At 68.9% G+C, this 14,305-nt stretch carries 15 protein-coding genes; 7 read left to right on the top strand and 8 right to left on the bottom strand.

The genetic code is table 11. From position 1 onward, the window contains the following. Positions 1-8 precede the first annotated feature (8 nt). Together AB0E24_RS29380 and AB0E24_RS29375 are read right to left on the bottom strand one after the other, a co-directional pair. Complete coding sequence (locus AB0E24_RS29380; RefSeq protein WP_147965105.1) at positions 9-536, bottom strand: DUF6879 family protein; 528 nt, start codon at positions 534-536, stop codon at positions 9-11. Continuing rightward, the gene (locus tag AB0E24_RS29375) at positions 508-768 is read right to left on the bottom strand and encodes a hypothetical protein (RefSeq protein WP_069863967.1); all 261 of its coding nucleotides are present in this window, start codon (positions 766-768) and stop codon (positions 508-510) included. The genes AB0E24_RS29380 and AB0E24_RS29375 overlap by 29 nt, the downstream gene beginning before the upstream one ends. A gap of 238 nt (positions 769-1,006) precedes the next feature. Between AB0E24_RS29375 and AB0E24_RS29370 the strand changes: the two genes are divergently transcribed. The 3 genes from AB0E24_RS29370 to AB0E24_RS29360 all read left to right on the top strand — a co-directional run bounded on the left by AB0E24_RS29370 (position 1,007) and on the right by AB0E24_RS29360 (position 4,097). Then, the gene (locus AB0E24_RS29370; protein WP_359381467.1) at positions 1,007-1,603 is read left to right on the top strand and encodes a hypothetical protein; all 597 of its coding nucleotides are present in this window, start codon (positions 1,007-1,009) and stop codon (positions 1,601-1,603) included. A gap of 232 nt (positions 1,604-1,835) precedes the next feature. After that, positions 1,836-2,804 carry an SMP-30/gluconolactonase/LRE family protein gene (locus AB0E24_RS29365; protein ID WP_359381464.1) on the top strand — a complete coding sequence of 323 codons (969 nt, stop codon included), beginning with the start codon at positions 1,836-1,838 and terminating at the stop codon, positions 2,802-2,804. A gap of 390 nt (positions 2,805-3,194) precedes the next feature. Beyond that, on the top strand, positions 3,195-4,097 hold the full coding sequence (locus tag AB0E24_RS29360; protein ID WP_359381461.1) for a helix-turn-helix domain-containing protein: 903 nt from the start codon (positions 3,195-3,197) through the stop codon (positions 4,095-4,097). A gap of 3 nt (positions 4,098-4,100) precedes the next feature. Here the strand turns inward: AB0E24_RS29360 and AB0E24_RS29355 are convergent, their stop codons facing one another. After that, positions 4,101-4,403 carry a helix-turn-helix domain-containing protein gene (locus AB0E24_RS29355; protein ID WP_079257751.1) on the bottom strand — a complete coding sequence of 101 codons (303 nt, stop codon included), beginning with the start codon at positions 4,401-4,403 and terminating at the stop codon, positions 4,101-4,103. A gap of 66 nt (positions 4,404-4,469) precedes the next feature. On the opposite strand from AB0E24_RS29355, the gene map reads away from it, so the two are divergent. Continuing rightward, the gene (gene map / locus AB0E24_RS29350) at positions 4,470-5,252 is read left to right on the top strand and encodes a type I methionyl aminopeptidase (protein ID WP_099013842.1); all 783 of its coding nucleotides are present in this window, start codon (positions 4,470-4,472) and stop codon (positions 5,250-5,252) included. A gap of 133 nt (positions 5,253-5,385) precedes the next feature. Further along, a complete protein-coding gene (locus AB0E24_RS29345; protein WP_359381455.1) occupies positions 5,386-6,003 on the top strand; it encodes a C39 family peptidase in 618 nt (205 codons plus the stop codon). An 84-nt stretch (positions 6,004-6,087) separates the two neighbouring features. Here AB0E24_RS29345 and AB0E24_RS29340 read toward each other — a convergent pair whose 3' ends face one another. Next, a complete protein-coding gene (locus AB0E24_RS29340; RefSeq protein ID WP_079257754.1) occupies positions 6,088-6,981 on the bottom strand; it encodes an NADP-dependent oxidoreductase in 894 nt (297 codons plus the stop codon). A 70-nt stretch (positions 6,982-7,051) separates the two neighbouring features. On the opposite strand from AB0E24_RS29340, the gene AB0E24_RS29335 reads away from it, so the two are divergent. Further along, the gene (locus AB0E24_RS29335) at positions 7,052-7,681 is read left to right on the top strand and encodes a TetR/AcrR family transcriptional regulator (RefSeq protein WP_359381450.1); all 630 of its coding nucleotides are present in this window, start codon (positions 7,052-7,054) and stop codon (positions 7,679-7,681) included. A gap of 81 nt (positions 7,682-7,762) precedes the next feature. On the opposite strand, the gene AB0E24_RS29330 is transcribed toward AB0E24_RS29335, so the two are convergent. From AB0E24_RS29330 to AB0E24_RS29320, 3 genes are all read right to left on the bottom strand, one after another. Next, positions 7,763-8,140: a MerR family transcriptional regulator gene (locus AB0E24_RS29330; protein ID WP_079257756.1), complete on the bottom strand. Its 378-nt coding sequence runs from the start codon at positions 8,138-8,140 to the stop codon at positions 7,763-7,765. A gap of 186 nt (positions 8,141-8,326) precedes the next feature. Next, the gene (locus tag AB0E24_RS29325; protein WP_359381447.1) at positions 8,327-9,079 is read right to left on the bottom strand and encodes a Clp protease N-terminal domain-containing protein; all 753 of its coding nucleotides are present in this window, start codon (positions 9,077-9,079) and stop codon (positions 8,327-8,329) included. Between the two features lie 222 nt (positions 9,080-9,301). Beyond that, positions 9,302-9,574: a hypothetical protein gene (locus AB0E24_RS29320; protein ID WP_079257757.1), complete on the bottom strand. Its 273-nt coding sequence runs from the start codon at positions 9,572-9,574 to the stop codon at positions 9,302-9,304. Between the two features lie 154 nt (positions 9,575-9,728). On the opposite strand from AB0E24_RS29320, the gene AB0E24_RS29315 reads away from it, so the two are divergent. Beyond that, positions 9,729-11,297: a N,N-dimethylformamidase beta subunit family domain-containing protein gene (locus AB0E24_RS29315; RefSeq protein ID WP_359381578.1), complete on the top strand. Its 1,569-nt coding sequence runs from the start codon at positions 9,729-9,731 to the stop codon at positions 11,295-11,297. 51 nt (positions 11,298-11,348) lie between these two features. On the opposite strand, the gene AB0E24_RS29310 is transcribed toward AB0E24_RS29315, so the two are convergent. After that, positions 11,349-14,240 (bottom strand): glycoside hydrolase family 48 protein, encoded by a 2,892-nt coding sequence (locus AB0E24_RS29310; RefSeq protein ID WP_359381442.1) that lies wholly within the window; start codon positions 14,238-14,240, stop codon positions 11,349-11,351. Positions 14,241-14,305: the final 65 nt, after the last annotated feature.

Genomic DNA, 14,305 nt, shown 5'->3' with positions numbered 1-14,305 from the left:
GCTTTCTACTAGTGGATCTCGTACTGCTCGTGCGGGACGGCTCTGGCCCATACCTCTTCAAATGCGGCGGCGCACAGTTCGGCGGCGGCGGGATCGTCCGAGAGGTCCTGGCCCGCCGACCCGCCGTCGCCGGTGAAGTGGTTCCACCGAATGACGCGGCCGTCGAAGAGCCAGAAGTCATTGCCGGGCAGAGCGATGTCCGAGGCGCGCCGACGTGGGAGCCAGCGCACTTGTTCGCCTGCCGCGATGTTGGTGAAGGTGCCGGAGTGCTCGAAGCGGATGTATTCGCTGACCGGCTCAGACACGATCCGCGCGCGGCGTACGACAACCCCGCGGGCAACGGTGTCCTGGATCAGGTCCAGCCATGGCCGCCACCAGGACGCCCGGTCTGCCGGGTCATGGCGGAAACCCTGTCGCCACGCCTCGAACTGCTGCCGTTCGCCGTCGACCGAGTAGACGTCGCGCATCTCCAGGTGCACGGCCGAGCGGGTGCACCCCGCCATCAGTTCAGTGAACGTCGGTGCGCTCGACGGCATCGCATGCCTCCCTGATCATGTGCACCATCCTGGCCGGAATACGGATGACGGCCTCGTGCGCCGGGATCCCCTTCGCGTGACCGGGAATGTCGAACGCCGCGCATTCGGCTTGGAGTTCTGGGCTCGGCTTCCATCCCTGAAAGACGAGTTCGTGCTTTTCCTCATCGACCCAGACCGTAGGACTCTCGTCGTCGCCGGTGTTCGGGTCGATCCCGATGAACAGTAGGGCCATGACTGCCTCCCCCAACGTGGTGTGCAGCTTTCTGCAATAACGTCACCTCCACAGAGCGCTGAGGTCAAGGGTACGAAGCCTCAATGTCCCTCCACAGGGGGATGTTCTGCACAGATCTGCACACTGCTGGTATCGACGTTGTTCACGCTCGTAGCGTCGGCGAGCACGACAACCCCCGACGAGGCGGCGGAGCCTCGGCCGTTTAGGGAGCCGCTACCTGATGAGCACGGAGCCGACCATGACGACCCGAGCCCTGCCGTGGGCACCACCGAACGCCGAGGACGTCGAGCTCTTACCGGTGGGCGAATGGTGGGACGCCATCTCCGCGCCCACTCCCGTCGCCGACCGCGCCCTCGAGCTGCTCGGAGGCCGGTCCGGAGCCGTGATCCAGGACGACACCTACGGCAAGACGTACTGGCTGATCGGCATCGATACCGCCCGCAGCTGGTGCATGCGCCGGATCCGTGTCCTCACGGCACTCGCCGACGAAGGCACCCTCCTCGGCGTACCGCCCGTCTCCTGGGGACCCGAGCACCGGACCCACTGGCGCATCCCCCTCGGTCCCGACCGGTATCTGACCGGGACCCATCAGCTGGCCCACGCCCTGCGCCAGGCCCTCGACGACGTCCTCGGCCCGGCACCGGATAGCCGCCAGCTCTGCCACCGCTGCCAGCTCCCCACCGACGAACCGATCCCCATCACCGTCGAACACACCGGCAGCGTCGCCAGAACGACCGTCTACGCCTGCCCCACCCACGCCCGGGACCACCCGCACGACACAGTGGCCCAGGTCGCCGCCATGCGCCGCGCCCTCGAACGGGGCAGCTCCCGATGACGGCCCGCGACGAGGCCAAGAACCCAACAGGATCGGTCCTGCCGGACATCGTGGTCCTGCGGTTCCAGAGATAAGCGGGGTACTGGTTGAGCCACGCGGATGCGCTGATGCTGCTTCTTGCGGGCCAGCTCGTGGCTGACCGGGAGCTCTGGGGGAATATCCGCTGCCCCTTTTCATCCCGCCTGCCGCGGTGGCCTGACTGCTATGAAGCGCATCACTCTCGGAGGCGATCATGCCGAAACACCTTCCCTTCCGCCTGGCCGTGGCCACTGCCGGCGCGGTGCTCGGATTTACCGCGGTTTCGTCAACGGCTGAAGCGGCCGCACCGCCCCTCTCGCATCCGCGGATCGTCGCCCATTTCGACCGTCCGGCCGGGCAGGTCGCGGAAAGCGTCGTCGTGCGGCCGAATGGGTCGGCGGATGTCGGCCTCATTCTGTCGCGGCAGGTGGCTCACGTCACGCTTGGCGGACGGGTTGAGGTATTGGCAACCATGCCTCTCCCGGCGGATGGGGGCGTGAACACCCCCGGCACCGGGTTCGCCGCCGTGACGGGGATCGAACGAACTGGAGATGGAACTCTTTACTTCCTCTATTCGGCCGGAGACGAGCACCTCACCGGTCTATGGAAACTGCGCCCGGGAGGCAAGCCGGAGCGCGTCGCCGCTCTGCCGACCGCGAGTTTTCTCAACGGACTTGCCAGGGACGACCGTACGGGGAACTTCTACATCACCGACTCCACACAGGGAAGGGTTTGGCAGGTCGGGCCGCACGGCGGAACCGCCGAGCTCTGGGCCGCGGGAGAGGATCTCGCCCCGGTTCATTTCTTCGGCGCCAATGGCGTGAAGGTGCACAACGGAGCCGTATGGGTTTCCAACATCGATCGGGGCACGATCCTTCGTATACCGCTGACGGACAAGGGAACAGCCGGCCCCCATCAGGTCAAGGCATCCGGACTCGACAGCGTCGACGATTTCGCCTTCACCGGTCGCGGCGATCAGCTGCTGGCCGCGCTCAATATCCCGAACAAGGTGGTCCTCATCACTCCGGGCAAGGCCGACCGTATCGTCCTCGATGAGAGCGATGGCCTACAGAACACCACATCGGTGGCGGTCGACGGCGACACGGTCTACGTCGCCAGCGGTGCGCTCACCACAGGCGGGGATGCGAATCTCCTGACGGCCCATCTCGGCCACCGCGGCTAGGGCCTGTCGTCAAAGGGGGCGCCCTGCTCCCGACGCCTGGCACGGCCGCTCGCCGCGTTGTCGCGTCACCCGAGTACGCCCAGTACGAGGGCGACGCTCCGCCTTGCGATCGACCGCACCAGCCTCCCCCAGCTACCGCTGGGAGGTGCCCCCTGCTCGCGGCCGGGCGCCCCCTTTGACGACAGACCCTAGGACGGCAGCGGGTTCGCCATTCAGGCGGATCGACAGGCTCCGCCGCTCGGGCGGAGCCTTCCCACGGCAGCCCGCTCCCCGGCGGTCGACGCGGGAGTATCCGCGGCCGGCAGAGCAATCGCCCCATTTATCCCAGGAACTTTATCCCAGGAACGGCAGTACCACGCTATCGACCGCGGGGTCGGTGACAATGGGGACATGAGCCGTCCAGAGAACTCGCTGGGTAACACGCTGCGCGCATGGCGTGCCCGGATCACGACTGAAGACGTCGGGCTGCCGGCCACCCGACGGCGACGCACCGCCGGTTTGCGCCGCGAAGAACTCGCCTCTCTGGCCGGGATATCCACGGATTACCTTCTGCGCCTCGAACAGGGCCGGGCCCTGCGCCCATCTCGAGACGTCGTGGCCTCACTCGCCCGCGCACTGCGCCTGAGTACGAATGAGACCTGTCACTTTCATCTGGTGGCCGGGCTTCTTCCGCCGACGCCCCAAAACATCCCGCATCAGCTGCCGCCTGGTGTACAACGGCTCGTCAGCCGCTGGGGGAACATTCCGGTGGGAGTGTTCTCCGCCTCATGGACCCTGCTGACGTGGACATCCATGTGGGCGGCGCTGCTGGGTGACCCGTCCCGTCGACCGCCGGAAGAACGAAACCTGGTACGCGCGGTGTTCAAGAAGCCATCGGACGCGGGCCATCCGCTCTTTCTCATGGAGCAGAGCACCACAGAATTCAAAGCCGCTCTCGTCGCAGACCTTCGGATCACACACGGAGCGTATCCCCATGATGAGGAATTCAGAGTTCTGATGGGCGAGGCCATGAGCGAAAGCGAAGAGTTCCGCGCCCTGTGGAGCACCCCGGCGCTCGGCTCACGCCTGGGTGGCCGCAAACGCCTCCAGCATCCTCTCGTAGGGGAGATAAGCCTCGACAACGATGTACTGAAGGTGCCTGACCACGATGTGCGGATCGTGACCTATACGGCGGAGCCGGGTACCACTGACGAGGAAAAACTGGAGTACTTGCGCATTGCCGCCGCCCGGACCGCACCGCCGGCGCCCCCGCTTTCCCTCTCGCCGACCCCTCCGGCGCCGCTGCGGGATTGAGCCTTACGAGGTCAACTGCTCATGTGCGGTGCGACCGGAGTCGGCCGGCACGACGCCACATTCGGGCTGATTGATCTCGGCCCACACCGCGTCGAGGGAGAGGCCGAGGACATCGGCGATCGCCGCGATGGTCGGGAAGGCAGGGGTGGCGACACGGCCCGACTCGATCTTCCGGAGGGTCTCCGGTGAGACACGTGCGTCGAGCGCGGTTTCGAGCATCGAGCGCTCTCCCCTGGCCCGACGGAGGAGGGCGCCGAGACGCTGTCCGCGTTCGACCTCTGCGGGAGTGAGCGGCAACCTGACCATGACCCCGATTCTAGTACCGGTATAGTATGGCCGGTATAATTATTGGTCGCATGAGGAAGACGCCGCATGATCGAGATCCTGAACCACACCCGGCTGGCCCGAGCCAAGGACACCGGCGCCCTGGTCGCCGACATCCTGCACACGCTGAAGGGCCGCAGCACGGTCGGCACCAACCTCCTCGACATCGACCGGTGGGCCAAGACCATGATCGTCGAAGCGGGAGCGCAGTCCTGCTACGTCGACTACGCGCCGTCCTTCGGGCGCGGCCCGTTCGGCCACTACATCTGCACCGCGGTCAACGACGCGGTGCTCCACGGTCGGCCGTACGACTACTCACTCGCCGACGGCGATCTGCTGACGCTCGACCTCGCCGTCTCCCTGGGCGGAGTCGCCGCGGACGCCGCCATCAGCTTCATCGTGGGCGACGCAAGGCCCACGGAGAGCGTCGCGATGATCGGCGCGACCGAGCGCGCGCTGGCCGCGGGGATCGCCGCCGCCGGGCCCGGGGCCCGCATCGGCGATATCTCCCATGCCATCGGCACGGTCCTCAGCGAGGCGGGGTACCCGATCAACACCGAATTCGGCGGTCATGGCATCGGGTCGACGATGCACCAGGACCCGCACGTTGCGAATACCGGACGGCCCGGCCGTGGATACAAGCTGCGCCCCGGGCTGCTGCTGGCCCTGGAGCCATGGGTCATGGCGGACACCGCTCAACTGGTCACCGATGCCGACGGGTGGACCCTCCGCAGCGCGACAGGCTGCCGGACGGCCCACAGCGAGCACACGATCGCCATCACCGACGACGGAGCCGAAATCCTCACCCTGCCGAAGCAGGCGCAGCCGTGAGGCCGGAGCCCCCGCGTTCGTCTTCTCCAAGCACTTCCAAGCACTGCGTGCTGAGCGCCGCATGCTGACCCGACATCCCGTGCGGACCGCGTTCGCCAAACCGGTGTACGTGCCGTAGGCAAGACTGGGGCGCATGGATGTCCCAACCACCCGGCACTCCGTTCCCTACTACTCCCAATGGGAATCGGCGTCCCTGGTCCCGGAGTTCCTCGCCGGCCTGGACGCGGCCGATGACCCGCTGTGGCAGAAGTCCGGCGCGGACAATCCACATGAGTACGCGTTCTGGGCCCGGCGGATGTGCGGTGTGGCGTGCCTGCGGATGGCGCTGGCCTTCTGGGGACACCAGGTCCCGCCGTCCGTGCCACTGGTGCGGGAGCTGAGCGAGGCCGGGGCCTACGTCCGTGACGGGGACACGGTACGGGGGTTGATCTACCAGCCCTTCGCCGAGCATGTGAAGGCACGGTGGGGGCTGGACGCCCGGTCGGTCCCCGACCTGCCGCCGGAGCGGATCCCCGCGACCATCGCGAGCGGACGCCTGGCGCTGCTGTCCGTCCACCCTGCGATCCGGACGCCTGAACTCCCGCCACCAGGCAAAGGAGGGCATCTGGTGCTTGCCGTCGGCGCCGGTGCGGAAGGCGTCATCATTCACAACCCATCGGGACTGCCGGGCGACTCCCAGGAGTACGCCACGGTCGCGTGGGAACACCTCGACACCTTCTACGCGCGCAGGGGCGTGATCATCGACAAATGAGGCGGCGCCCTGACGGGCCGATGGCCGACACGGGCGTACCGGCGTCGTCCTCGATTCCGCTCGAGGACGACGCGCGGCCGGCCCTCAGACGACGATGACCCGGCGCCCGCGTGTATGGCCCGCGGCGCTGTCGATATGCGCCGCCGCGGCCTCGGCCAGCGGGTACGACTTCTCGACCGGGATATGGAGCTTGCCCCGCGCGATGAGGCCGGTGGCCTCGGCGAGCGCTTCCGGCACGCTCCCGGCCACGCCGGAGAACCGGACGCCGAGCTCCGGCGCGCCGAGATCGGCGATGGAGATCACCTTCCGCGGATCCCCGGTCAGCTCGACGAGTTCGGGAATCACGCCCGAGCCGGCCAGATCGAGGGCCGCGTCGACATGGCCGAGCCGCCGCACCCGCTCGACCCAGCCCTCGCCGTACGTCGTGGCGAGGGCACCAAGGCTCCGCAGATAATCCTGGTTCGCGGCCCCGGCCGTGCCGATCACCGTGATGCCGCGGTCGCGGGCGATCTGCAAAACCGCCGATCCGACTCCCCCGGACGCCCCGCTGACCAGCAGCGTCTCCCCGGGCCGCACACCGACCTCGCGGATGATACGCAGCGCGGTCTCCACCACGGAGGGGTACCCGGCCGCCTCTTCGAACGTCAGCCCCTCGGGCATACGGGCCCAGGCCGACAGCACGGCGAACTCGGCATAGGTGCTGAAGCCTTCGCCGAATACATGGTCGCCGACCTCGACCCCTTCGACGCCCGCGCCGATCTCGTCCACCACCCCGGATGCGTCCAGCCCGACTCCGGCGGGCAACTCGATCGGATGGGCCTTCAGGATCTGGCCTTCCCGGATCCTCCAGTCGACGGGGTTCACCCCCGCCGCCCGCACGGCGATGCGTATCTGGCCGGGGCCCGCATGGGGCTCCTCGGCGTCCACGAGTTGCAGAACGTCCGGACCGCCGAACTCGGCGAAGCTCACTCTCTTCATGCGGCCGACCGTAACACTAACGGTTAGGTTTTAAAAACGGTTTCGGCTTTGTATCTGATAGCGTCAGGGCATGACCGTGCCGCCCGGACGCCGCGAGCGCAAGAAGGCCGCGACCCGCCAGAAGATCGCCGACACCGCCCTGCGGCTCTTCCTGGAGCGCGGATACGACGCGGTGGGCATCCGGGACGTGGCCGCCGAGGCCGACGTGGCCGTCACCACGCTCTTCTCCCACTTCGCCTCGAAAGAGGCCCTGGTGTTCGAGCAGGACGAGGACTTCGAGCACCGCCTCACTCAGGCGGTCACCGACCGGGCGCCGCACGAGCCGCTCATCCCCGCGCTGCGCCATGAGGTCCAGGCCCTGGTGCGACATTGCACGGCGGACAGCGCCACCCCGATCTGGCGCATGGTCGAGGAATCACCCGCCCTGCGGGAGTACGAGGAGTCGATGAGGCTGCGCCATGCGGAATCGCTGGCAACGGCCATCACCGCCGACCCCGGCCTGCCACAGGACACAACGGCCTGCCGGGCGATCGCGAGATTCGTGATCGACGCCTATGCGCTGGCCCGGGAGGCGGCCGATCCGGAGACCGCGCTCGACGAGATCTTCCGGATGATCGAGGCGGCCTGGGCCGTCACCCGCCCCTCCGGAACCGCCACCGGCACGGCCGGACCGCAGTCAGGGCCGCGGTCAGGACCGTAGTCAGGGCCGTGGCCAGGACTCACCCCCGCGACGGCCGGCAGCGCTCCGGCGCGGTGACTTCACGGTGGCTTCGCCGTGACGTCAAGCGCTCTGCGGAACGCAGACCGGTTCGCAGCTGACCGTGCCACTGGCCGCCGCGATGACGGCCTCGAGGCGGTCGCGGGCCATGGCCAGGTCGGCGATCCGGTCGTTCATGCGGTCGCGTTCGGCGGTCAGACGGTTGATGGTGTCGGGAGTGGCGACACCGGTTTGAGTGCAGGGGATGAGCTCCCGGATGGTCCTGCTCGACAGGCCCGAGGCGTAGAGGCACTGGATCAGCAGGACGCGGTCGACCGCGGTGTCCGGGTAGTGGCGCTGGCCGCTGGGGCTGCGCTCCGAGGTGAGCAGGTGCTGCTCTTCGTAGTAGCGCAGCGCCCGTACGCTGACGCCGGTCTGGGCGGCGAGCTCGCCGATGCGCACCGTGACTCCTGCCTCTGCCTCTGACGTCAAGGATGGATTTCAGAGTATTTCAAGGTAGTCGAGCGCGGAGAAGCGAGCCGGGGTTCGGCGGGGCAGGGGCCCCGCCGGGCGGCCGGGGCCCCTGCCGTCCGGTTTCCGGTGCCGCCGCCAGATTTCCTTCGCCGCTCGGTTGCGGCCGCCGCCCGGTTACGACTGCTGCTCGTCCTCGATGGCCTCCGCGATTCGGGCCAGCGTCTTGGTGATGGACTCCTCGACACCGGCCTTCTCGAGGCCGACCCCGGTGAGCACGCCCGAGCCGTCCTCGTGTTCGAGGAGGGCGAGCAGGATGTGCTCGGTGCCGACGTAGTTGTGGCCCAGGCGGAGCGCCTCGCGGAAGGTGAGCTCCAGGACCTTACGGGCGTCCGCGTCGAACGGGATCAGGGCGGGCAAGGACTCGGCCGCGGACGGCAGGGCCTCGGTGGCGGCCTGCCGGACGGTGTCCAGGAGGACGCCCTCCTGGGCGAGGATCGCCTTCGCGGCCAGGCCCTCGGGCTCCGCGAGAAGGCCGAGGACGAGGTGTGCGGGGCCGATCTCGGCGCTGGAGGCGGCGCGGGCCTCGTTCTGGGACGCCACCACCACATTGCGGGCGCGGGGGGTGTAGCGGCCGAAGCCCTGGCTGGGGTCGAGGTCCTGGATCACCTCGGACGCCTTGGGCACGAAGCGCTTCTGGGCGGCCTGCCGCGTGACCCCCATGGACGCGCCGATGTCGGTCCAGGAGGCGCCGGAGCGGCGGGCCTGGTCCACGAAGTGGCCGATGAGGTGGTCGGCCACCTCATCGAGGTGCTCGGCGGCGATCACCGCGTCGGCGAGCTGATCGAGGGCGTCGGTGTGGACCTTCTTGATGGCCTCGATCAGATCGTCGAGACGCACGGGATGGGTGGATCCGACTGGTTTCGTCATGTGTCAACCATAGGTTGACACCCTAGTGACTGTCAACGTCGGGTTGACAGTGAATCCGGTGCGAGCACCGCCTGAGCGCTTAGCTGGAAGTGCCCCGACCTGCCGTCGATCGTCTGCGGCACCATCGTGGCTGGTCGCGCCCACGCGGCGGAGCCGCACATCGACACGGCCCCGCGCCCCTTCGGGGCGCCACCGAACCGCAGCCGACCTCCGCCGATCCACCTAGCCCTGGTGCCCGGAGCGCGACTGATGCGGGGGCCAGAACGAAGTCCAGGTGAACTTGTCGCCGCCCACCCACCGGACCACATCCGGATCGTCCAGATCGACGTCGTCCAGGCCGACCTCACGGGCGATCTCGATGACGTCCAGGACCGAATACGCCTTGCCCGCCAGCTCACCGGCGATCTCGACCAGCCGGAACGGGGGCTCGTCGTGCTGAACGCCGAGCACCACGATCGGAGGCCGGTGGATGCGCGGGGCCTGGGATTCGGTCATATGTCCAAGGCTGCTCCCCACACCCCCTCACCGCACCTCGGAGCCGCCGGACCGCGCGGCCGGGCACTCCGTCGGACCGCACCGGCTCGCCGATGCCCGCGGCGCGGCCCACGATGGCCCGGTGGACGGAGAACATGGCCCGATAGCCGGCGGGATGGGCCGCCGGGGCTTCCTCGGAGCCGCCGCGGCGGCAGGTGCCGGGGCCGCCGGGGTGGCCGCGACGGGCTGCGACTCCTCGGCCGAGCGGAACGGCCCGCGCGCCCGCCCCTCCCGTCGCGCCGACGCCGCGCGCCGGGCGGAGGAGGCGGAGCGCGCCCGGCCGGGAAGTGCCGACTGGCGCATCCGCTCGGCGGGGCCGCCCGACGCCATCGAGGGCTATACCGACCGGGTGAGCGTGCTGCCCGACGGGGAGTTCGGGCTTCATGTGTCGACCACCGCCCCCGCCTTCCGCGTATCGGCCTACCGGATCGGCTGGTACGGCGGGACGCAGGCGCGGCTGGTGTGGCGGTCGGGCCGGGTGGACGGCAGAAAGCAGGGCGCGCCCCTGTTCCTCGACACCACCCGCACGGTGCGGGCCGACTGGGACCGTTCGCTCCGGGTCCGCGCCCGGAACTGGCCGGAGGGCGCGTATCTGCTGCGGCTGGACGCCTCGAACGGCCATCAGCGCTACGTACCGCTGATCGTCCGCTCACGGCAGGCGCGGGGCCGGACCCTGCTGATGCACGCACCGGCCACCTGGCAGGCGTACAACACCTGGGGCGGCTACAGCCTCTACCAGGGCCGGGACGGTGCGTACGGGACGCGCTCGCTGGCCGTCAGCTTCGACCGGCCGTACGCGAGCAGCGGGGCGGAGAAGTTCCTGGTCTACGAGCGGGCCGTGGTGGTACTCGCCGAGCGGCTGGGCCTTCCGCTCGCGTACACCACGGGCGTGGACGTCCATCTGCAACCGGCCGTGCTGAAGGACGCCTCGGCCACCCTGTCGCTCGGTCACGACGAGTACTGGACCCCGCAGCAGCGGCAGTACGTCACCCGGGCCCGGGACGACGGCACCAATCTGGCCTTCCTCGGCGCCAACACCTGCTTCCGCCGGATCCGGCTGGAGCCCGGCCCCGGAGGCGCCCCCGCGCGCACCGTGGTCTGCTACAAGACCGCCTACCGGGATGACCCGTACCTGGTGAACCATGGCGACCTGGCGACCACCGACTTCCGCCAGCCCCCCGCGTCCGATCCCGAGTCCTCGCTGACCGGCGTCCTCTACGAGGGCTTCCCGACCGACGCCCCGTACGTCGTCCTGGACAGCGGTCACTGGCTGTTCGCCGGGACCGGGGTGGACGACGGCGACTCCTTCGACCACCTGGTGGGTGTGGAGTACGACCGGGTCACTCCGGGCGATCCCACCCCGGCGCCGCTGCGGATCATCGCCCACTCCCCCCTGGTCTGCCGGGGGCGGCACAGCCACTCGGACTCCGCGTACTACACGGTGGCGAGCGGGGCCGGGGTCTTCGCCTCGGGGACGATGCGCTGGGTGGAGGCCCTGATGGCGGGGACCCATGAGAACGGGCGCAACCATGGGATGGACGCACGCACCAGGGCCTTCGTCACCCGCACCACGGAGAATCTGCTGCGCGCCTTCGCGGCGGGGCCCTGTGGCAGGAACAAGCCGCGGCCGAAGGACAATGTGCGCGCGGTGTACGGGGCCGGGGCACGCGCCGAACTCGCGTGAGCGGCGGGGCTCCCGAGCCCGGGAGCCCCGCCGGTCGGACGCCGGAACCGGCTATTCGAAGAGGTCCGCGTACGAACCCATCGCCAGCGCGATATCCGCCTGTGCCCAGAACCGGTGGTACGTGAAGGTGGGAACCGCGCCGCCCTTCAGATACGCCTCGACCTTCGACCAGGCCGGGTCGTTCTTGTAGAAGGAGCGGATCGACATGAAGGTGGAGCTGGAGTCGATCTTGTCACCGTTCGGCATGGTCCCGGTCCACCCGCTGGGCACGTAGACCGGGTCGTCGAAGCGGTTGTAGTCGGCGCGGGACTCGGGGGCGGCGATGCCCAGGTCGTCCTGGTAGTTGCTCCACATGCCGTCCAGCAGCGCCTTCGCGGTGTCCCTGGCCTGGGTGTCGCCGGACTTGGCGGCGTAGTACGACAGGGTCTTGGCGTACGCGGCCGCCACGCCGACGTCGTTGGTGTAGTCGGCGACGGTGACGTGCAGGCTCGCGTTGGCACCGGGGCTGGAGGCGTTCCAGGTGTCGGGCTGGCCGGACCACTGGAGGGTGGACGGGATCTGGTACGTGCCGTCGGGGTTGACGGTGGTCTCGGACAGCGCCCACTTGACCCACTTGTCCAGGACCGTCTTCGCGGAGGCGTCACCGGTGCGGTTGTAGTACTCCGCGACGCGCTCCATGGACCACGCCTGGAAGCCGAACCACTGGTTGGACGGCGGGTCGTGGTAGACCGGCTTCTCGTCGTAGTACATCCCGTAGAAGGTGGACTTGCCCGACGGCGGGGTGGCGTAGCGGCCCTGCCAGCTGTTGGTGGCGCCGCCCGCGATGGCGCCCTCGCTGGACTGGAGCCAGCGGTAGAACTCCAGCTGGCGCTTGAGGCTGGTGGACCAGTCGCTCGCGCCGGTCGCGGACTTGGGCTTGAGGTCGGCGTACGAGCTCAGGGCCCAGGCCGCCATGGGGTTCTGGTAGCCGCCGTGGGCGTGGCTGGAGCCGATGCGCCAGGACCAGCCCGCGGAGGTGTCGGTGGCGCCGCCCCACGCGTAGTACCAGGACAGCAGGTAGTGGGAGCTGTTCTTGCCGCTGCCCGCCGGGCAGGTGGTCTCACCGGCGCAGTTGCCGACCTTCTTGAAGTACTTGTCGTACATCGCGTAGCGCAGATAGTCGCCCATCTTGGCGGCCTTGGCGATGTTGCCGGAGATCTGGCCGCCCTTGCCCTGCGCCTTGGCCCACTCCGAGGCCCAGTAGGCGGCCTGGACGACACGTGCGTCGGCGTCGGGGGCGTTGGTGAACTTCCACTGCTTGGCGTACGCGGCGTCGCCGGTGAACAGGTCCAGATAGCCGTTCTTGCCGCCGTACTTGAAGCTGTCGCAGGTGGGCTGGGTCACGGTCTCCCAGACCGACTCCTGCGGGCCGCGCTGGAAGGTGTTGACATAGCTCGGGCCGGTGTCGCTCGGGCCCGCCTCGCACTTGCCGGGCGCGTTGCCGTAGCCGTAGACGTTGTCGACATCCTGGATCCAGTGCATGCCGTAGATGTCATCGGTGCCGTACGCGCTCTTCAGCTCGCCGGCGATGGGGTCCTGGCCGACCGGGACATTGCCGTTGAGCTGGGAGGGGTACTGCGAGGGCTGGTCCCACTCGGGCGCGTAGGTGGCCGGCTTGGAGGGGTCGTAGAAGCTGTTGGTGGACTGGTCCGCATGGGTGGGGATCATGTATTTCTCCATGATGTCCCACGCGTTGTTGAACTTGGCCCAGTCGCCGGTGACCTTGCCGTACATCGCCTGGAGCCAGATCAGATAGCTGTACGCCTCGGAGGTCGTCTCATGGCCGTGGTCGGGGGCCTCGACGATCAGGGTCTCCACCGAGTGGTACGGAACGCCCTCGGGCGAGAAGTAGCCCGCCGAGGGTGCGGTGATCTTGTTGTAGAGGTCGAGGAAGCGGGCGTCGTAGACCTTCGATGCGGCCAGCTGGGTGACGGTGACCTCGGCCTTGATGTGGCCGGCCGCGGTCGCGGTGAAGGTGGCGGCGCCGGTGCCGGTGGCGGCGGCGGCCACGGTCACCTGCTGGGCGGTGTCCCAGTTGGTGGGGGTGAAGGTGAGGGAGGCGCCCGAGGAGATCGTCAGTCCGGTGTTGCCCGAGGTGCGGGCGACGGAGACGGTGACGTTCGCGGACGGCTTGGTGGACAGCTTGACGCCGAACGTCCCGGTCTTGCCCTGCTGCACCCCGAGCTGACCGGGGCTGGCCACCAGCGTGGGCCCGGCCGCCACATGGATGCCGACGGGGGTGGACTCGGCGGAGGCGCCCTGACTGTCGTACGCCTTGGCATAGAGCGAGTAGTCGCCCGCCGGGACGTCCTTGTAGTCGAAGGCGTACGGGGAGGCGGTGTCGGTGCCGAGGAGCTTGGTGTCGCTGTAGAACTCGACCTTGGTGATCGTCGCCCCGTCGGCCGCCGCTGCCGTGGCCGTCATCGGGACGGTGCCGCCGGAGGAGAAGACGGCGCCGGGTGACGGGCTGCTCAGCACCGCGATGGGCGGCTGATGGGCGCCCCGGCAGGCCACTCCGTTGACGGCGAAGGAGGTCGGGGCGGCGTTGGTGCCGCTATAGGTGAACTGGGCGCCGGTGGTGACATTGCCGCCGGCCGCGATCTTCGCGTTGTGCCCGGCGTTGGTGACGGTGACGGTCTTGCCGGACTGCGACCAGCTGCCGTTCCAGCCGTTGCCGAGCTTCTGGTTTCCGGCGTAGTCGTAGGTCAGCGTCCAGCCGTCGATGGCGTCGGCGCCGGGGTTGGTGATGGTGAGATCGGCGGTGAAGCCGGAGCCCCAGTCATTGGTCTTGTAGTCGACCCCGCACTGGACGGCGGCGGCGTGCGCGGGGGCGACGCCGCCCGCGGCGGTCATGGCCACCGGGAGCGAGAGCGCGGCGGCGAGGGCGGTCACCAGCCGTCTCATTCGTCGTCGTGCCCCGGATAAGGGCGAGCCACGCTGTACGCGCATCGGGGGACCTCCTCGCGGTT

It is taken from the genome of Streptomyces malaysiensis subsp. malaysiensis (assembly GCF_040653035.1).
GTDB classification, from domain to species: Bacteria; Actinomycetota; Actinomycetes; order Streptomycetales; family Streptomycetaceae; genus Streptomyces; species Streptomyces malaysiensis.
This window is presented reverse-complemented; position numbering and strand designations above follow the sequence as displayed.